Source organism: Paracoccus laeviglucosivorans, assembly GCF_900182695.1.
Taxonomy (GTDB): domain Bacteria; phylum Pseudomonadota; class Alphaproteobacteria; order Rhodobacterales; family Rhodobacteraceae; genus Paracoccus; species Paracoccus laeviglucosivorans.
This window is the reverse complement of record NZ_FXTK01000025.1, coordinates 1-12,069: the sequence shown is the minus strand read 5'-3', so window position 1 is coordinate 12,069 and position 12,069 is coordinate 1. Positions and strand designations below refer to the sequence as shown.

Genomic DNA, 12,069 nt, shown 5'->3' with positions numbered 1-12,069 from the left:
GAAAGGAATGGCTTATGAACGAACAAGTCGCAGTCACCCGCAACTGGAAAACCGAAGGTATCCGCGTCATCGCTCCGCGCGGTCGTGACAAGGACACGCCCGAAACGCAAGGGATGAACCGGCAGGTGGCGATTTCGGGCAGGCGCACCGGGTCCAGCGCACTTTGGGCCGGCACGAACCATATCCGCCCCGGCGAAATCACGGGTGCGCATCACCACGGCCCCTTGGAAAGCATCATCTTCGTCATCAGCGGCACGGCTCTGATGCGTTGGGGCGAAAGGCTGGAATTCATCACCAAGGCCGAGGCGGGCTCGTTCCTGCTGGTCCCGCCCTATATGCCGCATCAGGAACTGAACGCCTCGGATACCGAGGATCTGCATTGCGCATTGGTGCGCAGCGGGACCGAGGAAATTGTCGTCAACCTGCCCGATCTGGACGCGGTGGACGACCCGGAATGGATGTATTTCTGAAAGGGGCGCAACATGAGCATCGAATTCATCGGCTATATCGGCAACCGCAATGGGTCCGAAACCATCCCCTATTCCGGGCCGGTCATCGACCGCGAACACATTCGTGCTGCGGCCTCGATCCACGAAAACGGCGGTTTTGACCGGGTTCTGCTGGCGTTTCATTCGCATTCGCCCGAAAGCCTGCTGGTCGGTCAATATGCTGCCAGCGTGACCGAGCGGCTGGGTTTCCTGTTGGCGCACCGTCCGGGCTTTGTCGCGCCGACGCTGGCGGCGCGTCAGTTGGCCACGCTGGATCATCTGACCGGCGGGCGCGTGGCGGTCCATATCATCACTGGCGCGGCGGATGCCGAAATGGCGCGGGACGGCGATTGGCTGACCAAGGACGAACGTTATGCCCGCACCTCGGAATATATCGACATCCTGCGCCTGCAGTGGCAGGCCGACGAGCCCTTTGACTATGACGGTGCTTATTACCGGGTCGCGGGCGCAAGGTCGGATGTCAAGCCGCGCAATCTGCCAATCTTCTTCGGCGGCTCCTCCGCTGCTGCGGTGGCGGTGGCCGGGCGTCATGCCGACACATATGCGTTGTGGGGCGAAACGCTGGAGCAGGTGGCCGAAACCATCGCGGCCATCCGTGCCGCAGCGGCCCCCCATGGACGTCATCCCCGCTTCAGCCTGTCGCTGCGCCCCATCCTTGCCGATACGGAACAGGCCGCATGGGACAAGGCCGAACGCCTGCTGGCCCGCGCCACCGAATTGCGCGAAGCCGAAGGACCGACACGCCATATTGCGACCGGCGGCAGCAGCAATCCTCCGAACGAAGGGTCGCGGCGCCTGCTGGCCGCCGCAGACAAGGGCGCGCGGCTGGACAAGCGGCTTTGGACGGGCATGGCCAAGCTGACGGGCGCAGCGGGCAACTCCACGTCGCTTGTCGGCACCGCCGATCAGGTGGCCGAGGCGATGCTGGATTACCACCGCATCGGCATCGACACCTTTCTGATCAGGGGCTTCGATCCACTTGAAGATGCCTTTCTCTATGGCCGTGACCTGATTCCGCGCGTCAGGGCACTGGTGGGCGAAAGCGCATCCATCGCCGCCGAGTGACATCGTGGCATGATCGGTCGCCGCGCTAAGCGCCTTGTGGCGATTTGCGCGGCGTTCGACATATTCCCCTGACCTTGGCGGCTGATTGGTTGCCTATGTCCGCGGAAAATGACAGGCCTTCGCAAAACGGCTGCTGCTTTGTCGGCGGCGGTGGATGCAAGGATCAAGACCGATGTCGCAGGAAAACCTGTTCAGCTATGGCCAAAGACTGGCCCATCACGCCACCACGCGCGAGACCGGGCTTGCCTTGGTCTTTTTGCCCGCGCAAGGGGACGAGCAGCGTTTTTCCTGGCGCGACATGGACGACCATGTGAATCGCTATGCCCGCGTTCTGATGGCCGAAGGGGTCGGTCAGGGCGATGTCGTGGCCTTTGGTCTTCGCAATATACCCGCCCATATCTTCACCACGCTGGCGATCTGGCGTTTGGGTGCCACGACACTGGGGCTGGACCCATCGCTGCCCGCCGCGACGCGGGACGGCCTGATTGATCGCATCGGCGCGAAACTATGCATTCAGGAAACCGCCGGGGAAGGCATCCTTGATCGCGCCCAGCTTGAGACGCGGGCGGCGCTTGCCGCGGCGGACCCGCTGCCCGACCTGATTTCGCGACCGGGCAAGATCTATACCTCGGGCGGATCGACGGGGTTGCCCAAGCTGATGGCCGACGACCAGCCCTATCTGCGCCAGCCGGGGCGCAGCTGGGGGCGGGTCGCGCCGTCGCTGGGTTTCCGCACCGATCAGGTGCAGCTGACCTGCGCGGCCATGTCGCATAACGCGCCGCTGACATGGACCCAGAACGGCATTTTCGAAGGCAATACCACCATCCTGATGGAGCGTTTCGACGCCGCCCGCGTGATTGAGACGGTGGCGCGTTTCAAGGTCGGCTTCCTGCTGACCGTGCCCACCATGCTGGTGCGGCTGCTGGATGCCATGCCGCGCGACGCGGCGGGTGTGATTGATGCCACGCCCCTGCAGTCGCTGCACGCGCTTTACCACACCGCCGCCCCCTGCCCGATCTGGCTGAAACAGGAATGGATCGACATCATGGGCGCGGACCGGGTGTTCGAGATGTATGGCTCGGGCGAGAATACCGGCCAGACCGTCATCACCGGCCCTGAATGGCTGGCACATCGCGGCTCGGTCGGGCGTGGGTTCGAGACGCAGATCCGCATCCGCGACCCCGAGGATGGCCGCCTGCTGGACCCCGGCGAGTTGGGCGAGGTGTTCATGTATCCCGACGATATTCGCGGACGCAGCCGCTATATCGGCAAGGACGCCGCCCAACCGCGCCGGGATGCCGACGGCTTTCAATGCGTGGGCGACATGGGCTGGCTGGACTCGGAAGGCTATCTTTACCTTGCGGGACGCCGCGATGATGTGATCAACACCGGCGGGCTGAAGGTCCATCCCGAACGGGTCGAGGCCGCGCTGCTGGCCCATCCCGAGATCGTGGATGCCGTCGTTTTCGGGACCGAGGATCGCGACTGGGGACAGGCGGTCACCGCATTGATCGCGCTGGCCGATCCGGCCCGGACCGAAGCCCCCGCCGATCTGACGCGGTTCCTGACCGACCGGCTGGAACGCAGCGAATTGCCCAAGCGCATCCGCGTCCTGCCCGCGCTGCCGCGCGACGGTTTCGGCAAGATCCGCCGCAAGGCGTTGCAGATGGCCGAAAACGCGGCGCTGGCCTCGGCCTGACGATCAGCCCTGCCGTGTCCGGGGATCGGGCACGGCGATCCCGCGCGATGCAATCTCGGCCCGGATATGGGACAGGAACGATTGGATCAGCACGTGATGGCTGCGATCCAGCTGGATGATCGCCGACAATTCGATTTCCACGCGCGGCAGAAACGGGATCGCCCGCAGCGCCATGAACCGGGCCGAGGAGGCGGTCAGTTCATCCATGATGGTCACGCCCAGCCCCTCCTCGACGAAATGCCCGGCGACGTTCATAAAGCGGACATCCATCGCGGATTGGTAAGGCACGCTTTCGGCGCGGAATGCGTCCAGAACCAGCCCAAGGATGCGGCTGGAGGTGCGGGCGTTGATCATCGTCTGCCCCGCCATATCCGCAGGCCGGACCTGATCCAATGCAGCCAGCGGGCTGGTCTCATGACAGGCGCAAACCATGCCAAGGCGGGCCAGAGGCGTGATTTCCAGCGTGGCGCGTGGATGCGGCTCCATCGCGAGGCCCAGATCGACCATGCCGCTTTCGACCTGCTCCATGATCGTATCAAGCCGCTGGGTTTCCAAAGACAGCTCGACCCCCTCATGCCCGCTCCAGAAGCGCGAGATGACGCGGGGCAGCAGAGATTCGGAAAGCTCGGACGTGGCCGCCACACGCAGCAATCCCTTCTTGCCGGAACGCAGATGCGCAGCGGTTTGGTTGATCACCTCCTGCATCCTGAACAGCGGTTCGGCCTCGTTCAGCAGGATCATCGCTTCGGGCGTCGGCGTCATCCGCTTATTCGCCCGTTCGAACAGCAGAAAGCCAAGCGAGGTCTCGATGCTTTTTAAGGCATTACTGACAGCAGGCTGGGACATGCCAAGCGCCTCGGCTGCGGCAACTGTCGAACGATAGCGCACGACCGCCCGAAAAATCTCCAACTGGCGTAGGTTCATGCCTGTTCCTTTGGCTGCGTGATGACGAAGCTTATCAAACTGCCTGTTAAAAAAGCGGATTGATTACAGCGAAATGTATTCATCCAACAAATACATACGGCATTAAACATAATCAATATGCATATTGCCGGAATGGCATGGCGGGCGGATAGTCGGTCCCAAGAAAGCCCCACCGACAAGGGGCAGCACAGGGAAGAACGACATGGAACTGCTGTCCGGGCTGCGCGTCCTTAGCTTCAATCACTATCTGGCGGGGCCGCTGGCGGCACAAATTCTGGGCGATCTGGGCGCCGATGTGATCGCCGTGGAACCGCCGGGCGGCGCGTTCCAGCGCAACTGGGCCGTCGCCAACCGCTTTGTCGGCGATGACAGCGTCAACCACATCGCCACAGGCCGAAACAAGCGTTCCATCGTAATCGACCTGAAGAACCCCGAAGGCGTCGCCGCCGTGCGCAAGCTGGTGCAGGACGCCGATGTGGTGATGGAGAATTTCCGCCCCGGCACCATGGCACGGCTGGGTCTGGGCTATGAGGATTTGAAGAAGATCAACCCCCGCCTGATCTATGCGGTGTCCTCGGGCTTCGGCACCGATGGTCCGTGGAAGGACCGCGCCGGACAGGATCTGCTGTTGCAGGCGCTGTCGGGACTGGCGGCGCGGACGGGTCAGGCCAATGGCGCGCCGACTGCCGTTGGCTCGGTCATCGTCGATCAGCACGCGGCCAGCATCTATGCGCTTGGCATCCTTGCCGCAGTCGTGGCGCGCAACGCCACCGGCCAAGGCCGTCTGGTCGAGGTGAACCTGTATCAAGCCGCGCTGGACTTGCAGGTCGAACCGCTGACCGCCTGGCTGAACGGGGCGGAAAGCCCCACCTCGCGCGGCACCGCCGGGATCGCGTCGTGGTTCAGCCCCGGCCCCTATGGCATCCACGCCACGGCGGACGGGCATATCGCGATTTCCATGGCGACCCCCGCCGCGCTGGCCAATGGGCTGGATTGCCCGGAACTGGCAGCCTTCGGCCCACAGGACAGCTTTGCCCGGCGCGAAGACATCACGCGGCTGGTCGCTGCCCGCCTTGTCACCCGCACCACGGCGGAATGGCTGCCCGATCTGGAACTGGCGGGCGTCTGGCACGCGCCGGTGCAGGATTACGACGCACTGCAGGACGATCCGCAACTGCGCCACCTTGGCGCGTTCAAGACCTGCGACAGCGCCTCGGGCCAGCCGATCACCATGGTCATGCACCCCGCGCGTTATGACGGCGCATCGCCCGATGTGCGGCTGCCGCCGCAGCCCTTGGGCGCGCAGACCGCCGAAATTCTGGCCGAAGCCGGCTACAGCCCCGACGACATCGCCCGCCTGATCGCGGACCGCGCAGTCGCCTGACCGCCACGACACCCCCAAGACCGGAATCCATCCATGATCGACTTTTCGCTGCCCGAGGAATCCCGCCTGCTGATCGACACGGTTCGCCGCTTTGTCGAAACCGAAGTCCAGCCGCTGGAAACCGAGGTCGAGGAAACCGCCCGCGTGCCCGCAGACAAGCTGGCAACCGTCAAGTCCAAGGCGCAATCCCTGGGATTGTTTGCGATGAACATGCCCGAAGAGGTCGGCGGCGGTGGCCTGAGCTGCGTCGATCACTGCCTGGTCGAGGAAGAGCTGGGCAAGACCTCGGACGCGCTGATCCGCCGGGTCTTTGGTCAGGTCTACCCGATGCTGATGGCCTGCAAGGGCGACCAGCGCGAGAAATATCTGCTGCCGACCGTCCGCGGCGAAAAGATCTGCGCCATGGCCATCACCGAGCCGGGGGCCGGGTCCGACGCCGCCTCGATCTCCACGACCGCGCGGCTGGACGGTGACGAATGGGTCATCAACGGCACCAAGCATTTCATCAGCGATGGCGACATTGCCGATTACGTCATCGTCATGGCCCTGACCGACAAGGAAAAGCGGGCGCGCGGCGGGATCACCCTGTTCCTGGTCGATAAGGGCACGCCCGGTTTCAAGGTCGCGCGGACCCAGCCGATGATGGGCCATCGCGGTTATGGCCACGCCGAACTGGCGTTCGAGGACTGCCGCATCCCCGCAGATGCGGTCCTGGGCGAGGTGGGCGGCGGCTTTGGCCTGATCATGAACAGCGTGCAGGAAATCCGGCTGGCCCATATCGGCGCGCGTGCCGTCGGCATGGCGACCCGTGCACTGGACCTGATGCGCCGCTATGCGGCCGACCGCCAGCAATTCGGCAAGCCCATCGGCGATTTCCAGATGGTGCAAAAGCTGATCGCGGACAGCGCCATTGAGATTTTCGGCGTCAAGATGATGGTGCTGAACACCGCATGGGAACTGGATCAGGGCCGCGATGTGCGCACCAAGGTGTCCGCCGTGAAGATCGCCGCGTCCGAGATGCAGGGCCGCGTGGTGGACCGCGCCATTCAGGTCTTTGGCGGCATGGGCTTTACCAAGGAAATGCCGTTGGAGCGGATGTATCGCGACGCCCGCGTGACGCGGATCTATGACGGCACGTCCGAGATTCACCGGATGCTGGTCGCCCGCGCCACGATCAAACACGGTTTCGACTTTCTGGAGGCATGACGATGGATCAACTGACCGTCGGACAGGAATTTTCCTTTCGCAAGACCATGACGGTGGCCGAACAGGCCATGTTCACCGGCATCAGCGGCAATATGGGCGGGCTTTACGTCGATGCCCTGCGCGCCCGCGCCGAAGGGGCTGACGGCCCCGTCGCTTTCGAACTGGCTGTGGGGGCGCTGGCCACCACCGCGCTGAGCCGCCTTGGCGGATCGGGTCGCCGCATTGGGCGCATCGCCTTTGATTTCGCGACCCCCGTGGGCGTCGGCCAGTCGGTCGAAGCACTGGCCCGCGTCACCGCGCTGGACGGCGGGACCGCGACCTGCAGCATCGAGATCCGCCGCAATCCCGACGCCCAAATCGTCGCCACCGGCGAGGCGGTGCTGGTGCCCTTTGCCGGGGACCGTGCCGATGTATGACCCGATTTCCTTCGACGATCTGTCGGTCGGCGATCGGGTGGTGCTGGCCAAGACCGTAACCGAGGCGGACGGCGCGCTGTACATCGCAGCCACCGGCGATTTCGGTCCGGTCCATGTCGATCAGGCCTATGCGGGTGCCACCCGTTTCGGCCAGCGGCTGGCGCCGGGGATCATGGTCGCGGGCATCTGCACCTCGATCCTGACGGCGGAACTGGTCGGCACCATCGGCGTGTCCATCGAGGACCGCTTCTGGTTCACCGGTCCGGTCTTTTACGGCGACACGATCAGCTTTTCGGTCTGGATCGCCGAAAAGATCGAGGAAAACCGCACCATCATCTGGGAAGCCAGCGCCACGAACGAACAGGGCACCGAGGTGTTGAAGGCGCGCGCCACCCTGAAATTCCCCCGCCGCAAACCTGCTGCTGCCTGAAAGGAAAAGCCGATGACGAAACTGACAGGCAAGGATCTGCACGGGCTGACGGTCGCGACCGTGCTGCCGTTTCACCAGGATCTTTCCATCGACTGGGACGGCTACGATGCCGTGCTGGATTACTGCGCCACCCCCGACAGCATCGCGGCGGTTCTGGTGAACGGACATGCGGGCGAAGGCGGCGCGCTGTCTGACGACGAACGGCGCGAGGTCATCCGCCGCACCCGCGCCCGCATCGGTGCCAAACCCCTGCTGGCAGGCGTCATCGCCCATTGCACCACCGACGCCATCGCGCAGGCCAAGCTGGCCGAGGCCGAGGGCGCGGATTGCGCCGTGATCTTCCCGGCCATTCCGCTGGGCGGCGGCGCGTCGCTGACGGCCCGCGCCCCCAGCGCCTATATCCGGGCGATTGCCGACGCGATCTCGATCCCGGTGTCGCTGTTCGAGTATCCGGTAACCTCGGGGCTGGGCTATGGCACGCAGGTGCTGGCCGAACTTGCCACCATTCCGCAGGTCATCGCGGTCAAGGAAGGCAGCGACACGATCCTGGCCTATGACGAAAACGTCCGCGCGCTGGCCAAGGCCGCGCCAGATGTGGCGGTGCTGGCCTCGAACTACAACTGGTTCCTGCCGCAACTGGCGATCGGGTGTCAGGGTATCCTGTCGGGGCTGATCAGCCTTGTGCCGGGCCTGTTCGCGGATCTGTGGGCGGCCCATCGCGCGGGCGATCTGGCGGCGCTGCGCCAAGCCAATGACCGGCTGTATCCGGTAGTCCGCGCGATCTATCACGAAGCGCCCGTCATGGACATGCACACCCGCATGAAGACCGGCCTGAAGGCCATGGGCATCATCGCGCATGACCACCCCCGCGCACCCCTGATGCCGATCCTGCCCGAGGTCGAGGCCCGCATCCTTGCCGGTCTGGAACAGGCCGGTCTGCTGCGGCAGGAGGCGTAGGCGATGGATGCCGATGATGAAAGCTTCTGGCATATCGTCCGGGTCGACATCGATCCCGAACACGAAGACGCCTTCAGCCGCTGGTATGTCGAACAGCATTTCCCGGACCTGCTGGCCTGCCCCGGCTGGCGCAGCGCCCGCCGCTTCCTTTCGCTGGGTGACGGGCCGCGCTATGCCGCACTTTACGAAGTCGATGGCGAATGGGCCTTCGACACGCCCGAGTTCCACCGGGTAAAGGGCTTTGGTCCCTTTACCCCGCATGTAAGGAACTTCACCCGGATCCAGCTTCGTCCTATCTCGGAAAGATTCGACGAGGCGGTTTGAACTGCCCCCTGGCGGGCGCACCGCCAGGGTTTTCCAAAGCAGATGACGGACCGGACAACGGCCGCATGACCCGACATGGAGATATGAAGATGAAACCGACCCTTGGCGCCGCTGTGCTGGCCGCCGCCTTTCTTGCCGTCGCGGGGCCTGTCGCCGCGCAGACCTGCACCCCGGCCATTTCCGACAAACATCTGGTCGAGCCGGGCAAGCTGATGCTGTCGATCAACCCGACGAACCCGCCGCAGCAATTCGTCGATGAAAAAGGCGAATTGCAGGGCCTTAACGTCGAACTGGCCGCCGAGATCGCCAAGCGGCTGTGCATCCAGATCGAACTGGTGCGCATGGATTTCCCCGCCATGATCCCGGCGATGAATGCAGGCCGGATCGACGGGCTGAACACCGGCATGTTCTGGAACGAAGAACGCTCCAAGCTGATGTATACCGTGCCCTATAGCCAGCAATCGATCTCGGTCGCGGTTTTGCCCGACAGCGATGTGCAGATGGCGGGCGATCAGGACCTGCTTGGCAAATCCTCGGCGGTCGAGGTGAACAGTTACCAGATGGCATGGCTGAAGAAATTCAGCGACGCGGCCGCCGCCGAGGGCAAGTCCGCCGTCGAGGTCCGCTCATTCCCGACCGCCAGCAATGTCGTCGCCGCCCTGCGCGCGCGTCAGGTGGACAATGCCGTGCTGGTCGATAGCGTGGCCCGCGATCTGGTCGGGCGCGGTCAGGTCAAAGAGGTGCTGTCGGGACTGGGCAAGACCCGTGCCACGCTGGCATTCCGCGACAAGGCGGTGGCCGATGCGATCGTCACCGCGCTGAACGACATGCGCAAGGATGGCAGCTATGATGCGCTGTTTCAGAAATTCAGCCTGACGCCGCTGGCACAAGACGAACCGCTGGAAATCGCCGGCCCCGGTCCGGCTCAGTGATGCCGAACGCGCGGAACCTTTGAACGAAAGCCCTGCAGATGCCGATCTTCAACTTCGACGCCTTCGTGAACTATCTTTTCAACAGCTTCCTGATCGGGGGCGTCGGAGTCACGATCGGCCTGACCGTGGCGGCCGTCATCGGCGGCCTTTGCCTGGGCATGATCATCGCGCTGATGCGCATGTCCGGCAAACCGCTGCTGGCATTCCCGGCCCGCTTCTACATCTGGTTCTTTCGCGGCACGCCGCTGCTGATCCAGCTTGTGGTGATCTATGCGGGGCTGCCGCTGTTCGGCATCAAGCTAAGCGTTCTGCAATCGGCGCTGCTGGGCCTTATTCTGAACGAAGCGTCCTATATGGCCGAAATCGTCCGCACCGGCTTTCTGGCCGTCCCCAAGGGCCAGACCGAAGCGGGCTGGTCACTGAACCTCAGCCGCCGCACGATCTTTTGGCGGGTGACACTGCCGCAGGCGTTCCGCCTGATGGTCCCGCCGCTGGGCAACTCGATCAATGGGCTGCTGAAGGCCACTTCGCTGGCCTCGGTCATCTCGGTCGAGGAGATCATGCGCCGCAGCGATCTGCTGATGCAGGAGCAGTTCCAAGTGCTTGAGGTCTATGCCGCAGCGACCATCTATTATCTGATCCTGACCAGCCTGTGGGACATTGTGCAGGCCCGACTGGAAAGCCATTTCGGTCGCTCGGTCCCTGCCGCCGCCAGTGCAAAACGTCTTGGCTTTCTGCGCCGCTAAGCCACCCGGACAAGGAATATAGCTATGAACAATCCTCCCGTTCCTGCCGTCCGACTGGCTGGCGTCATGAAACGCTTCGGTGATTTCGCGGCCCTGAACGACGTCAACCTTGAGATTGCGGCAGGCGAAAAGGTCGTGATCTGTGGCCCCTCGGGTTCGGGGAAATCGACCCTGATCCGCTGCATCAACCATATCGAACAACATGACGGCGGCCAGATCGTGGTCAACGGCATCAAGCTGGACCGCAGCGCCGACAGCATCGCGCAGGTCCGTTCGGTGACCGGCATGGTGTTTCAGAACTTCAACCTGTTCCCGCATATGACGATCCTTGACAACTGCACCATCGCGCCGCGCACCACGCTGAAACTGTCCCGTGCCGAGGCCGAGGCCCGCGCGATGGAACTGCTGGCCAAGGTCCGCATCGGGGATCAGGCCGGGAAATACCCATCGCAATTGTCCGGCGGTCAGCAGCAGCGCGCGGCCATCGCAAGGTCGCTTTGCATGCAGCCGGGGATCATGCTGTTCGACGAACCCACCTCGGCGCTGGACCCCGAAATGGTCAAGGAAGTGCTGGAAACGATGAAGACGCTGGCGGGCGAAGGCATGACGATGATCTGCGTCACCCACGAAATGGGCTTTGCCCGCGAAGTCGCGGATCGCGTGGTCTTCATGGATCGCGGCAGCATCATGGAACAGGGCCGCCCGGACGAATTCTTCGGCAATCCCCAGACTGACCGCGCCCGCCAATTCCTGTCGCAAATCATCCACTGAGGCCCCTGATGAAACTCCTCGTGCCCGTGAAGCGCGTGATCGACTACAACGTGAAGGCCCGCGTGAAGGCGGATGGGTCGGGCGTTGATCTTGCGAACGTCAAGATGTCGATGAACCCCTTCGACGAGATCGCGGTCGAAGAGGCGATCCGCCTGAAAGAGGCGGGCAAGGCCGAAGAAGTGATCGCCGTCAGCATCGGCGTGAAACAGGCGCAGGAAACGCTGCGCACCGCGCTGGCGATGGGTGCCGACCGCGCGATCCTGGTGGTCGCCGCCGATGATGCCGCGACCGATATCGAACCTCTGGCCGTGGCCAAGATCCTGGCCGCCGTGGCGAAAGCCGAAGGCGCGCAGCTGGTCATCGCGGGCAAGCAGGCCATCGACAACGACATGAACGCCACCGGCCAGATGCTGGCGGCGCTGCTGGGCTGGGGTCAGGCGACCTTCGCCAGCAAGCTGGAACTCGACGGCGGCAAGGTCCGCGTCACGCGCGAAGTCGATGGCGGTCTGCAGACGATCGAGGTGGGCCTGCCCGCCGTGGTCACCGCCGACCTGCGCCTGAATGAGCCGCGCTATGCCTCGCTGCCCAACATCATGAAGGCCAAGAAGAAGCCGCTGGAGGAAAAGACCCCCGGCGATTACGGCGTCGATGTCGCGCCGCGGCTGGAAATCGTCTCGACGCGCGAGCCCGAGGGCCGCAAGGCGGG

14 protein-coding genes are annotated in these 12,069 nt (G+C 63.9%); 13 read left to right on the top strand and 1 reads right to left on the bottom strand.

What is annotated here, in order from left to right; genetic code table 11:
- Nucleotides 1-14: 14 nt before the first annotated feature.
- The 3 genes from FN835_RS18295 to FN835_RS18285 all read left to right on the top strand — a co-directional run bounded on the left by FN835_RS18295 (nt 15) and on the right by FN835_RS18285 (nt 3,273).
- Nucleotides 15-470, top strand: a complete 456-nt coding sequence (locus FN835_RS18295; protein ID WP_142664683.1) for a cupin domain-containing protein — start codon at nt 15-17, stop codon at nt 468-470.
- Between the two features lie 12 nt (nt 471-482).
- Nucleotides 483-1,574, top strand: a complete 1,092-nt coding sequence (locus FN835_RS18290; protein ID WP_142664682.1) for an LLM class flavin-dependent oxidoreductase — start codon at nt 483-485, stop codon at nt 1,572-1,574.
- 172 nt (nt 1,575-1,746) lie between these two features.
- Nucleotides 1,747-3,273: an AMP-binding protein gene (locus tag FN835_RS18285; RefSeq protein ID WP_142664681.1), complete on the top strand. Its 1,527-nt coding sequence runs from the start codon at nt 1,747-1,749 to the stop codon at nt 3,271-3,273.
- Nucleotides 3,274-3,276: 3 nt separating this feature from the next.
- On the opposite strand, the gene FN835_RS18280 is transcribed toward FN835_RS18285, so the two are convergent.
- The gene (locus FN835_RS18280; protein WP_142664680.1) at nt 3,277-4,197 is read right to left on the bottom strand and encodes a LysR family transcriptional regulator; all 921 of its coding nucleotides are present in this window, start codon (nt 4,195-4,197) and stop codon (nt 3,277-3,279) included.
- Between the two features lie 202 nt (nt 4,198-4,399).
- On the opposite strand from FN835_RS18280, the gene FN835_RS18275 reads away from it, so the two are divergent.
- The 10 genes from FN835_RS18275 to FN835_RS18230 form a co-directional block, all read left to right on the top strand.
- Entirely contained in the window at nt 4,400-5,581 is a 1,182-nt protein-coding gene (locus tag FN835_RS18275) for a CaiB/BaiF CoA transferase family protein (protein WP_142664679.1), read from the top strand.
- A gap of 33 nt (nt 5,582-5,614) precedes the next feature.
- Entirely contained in the window at nt 5,615-6,787 is a 1,173-nt protein-coding gene (locus tag FN835_RS18270) for an acyl-CoA dehydrogenase family protein (RefSeq protein WP_142664678.1), read from the top strand.
- Between the two features lie 2 nt (nt 6,788-6,789).
- Complete coding sequence (locus tag FN835_RS18265; protein WP_221930476.1) at nt 6,790-7,203, top strand: MaoC/PaaZ C-terminal domain-containing protein; 414 nt, start codon at nt 6,790-6,792, stop codon at nt 7,201-7,203.
- Complete coding sequence (locus FN835_RS18260; RefSeq protein ID WP_142664676.1) at nt 7,196-7,633, top strand: MaoC family dehydratase; 438 nt, start codon at nt 7,196-7,198, stop codon at nt 7,631-7,633. Before FN835_RS18265 ends, FN835_RS18260 begins: the two co-directional genes overlap by 8 nt.
- A 12-nt stretch (nt 7,634-7,645) precedes the next feature.
- Entirely contained in the window at nt 7,646-8,590 is a 945-nt protein-coding gene (locus FN835_RS18255; RefSeq protein ID WP_142664675.1) for a dihydrodipicolinate synthase family protein, read from the top strand.
- Between the two features lie 3 nt (nt 8,591-8,593).
- Complete coding sequence (locus tag FN835_RS18250; protein ID WP_142664674.1) at nt 8,594-8,914, top strand: DUF4286 family protein; 321 nt, start codon at nt 8,594-8,596, stop codon at nt 8,912-8,914.
- Nucleotides 8,915-9,003: 89 nt separating this feature from the next.
- Complete coding sequence (locus FN835_RS18245; protein WP_142664673.1) at nt 9,004-9,846, top strand: ABC transporter substrate-binding protein; 843 nt, start codon at nt 9,004-9,006, stop codon at nt 9,844-9,846.
- Between the two features lie 38 nt (nt 9,847-9,884).
- The gene (locus FN835_RS18240) at nt 9,885-10,592 is read left to right on the top strand and encodes an amino acid ABC transporter permease (RefSeq protein ID WP_142664672.1); all 708 of its coding nucleotides are present in this window, start codon (nt 9,885-9,887) and stop codon (nt 10,590-10,592) included.
- Between the two features lie 24 nt (nt 10,593-10,616).
- Complete coding sequence (locus tag FN835_RS18235) at nt 10,617-11,363, top strand: amino acid ABC transporter ATP-binding protein (protein WP_142664671.1); 747 nt, start codon at nt 10,617-10,619, stop codon at nt 11,361-11,363.
- 8 nt (nt 11,364-11,371) lie between these two features.
- Nucleotides 11,372-12,069 (top strand): electron transfer flavoprotein subunit beta/FixA family protein (locus tag FN835_RS18230; RefSeq protein ID WP_142664670.1); only part of this gene is annotated, 698 nt, incomplete at its 3' end.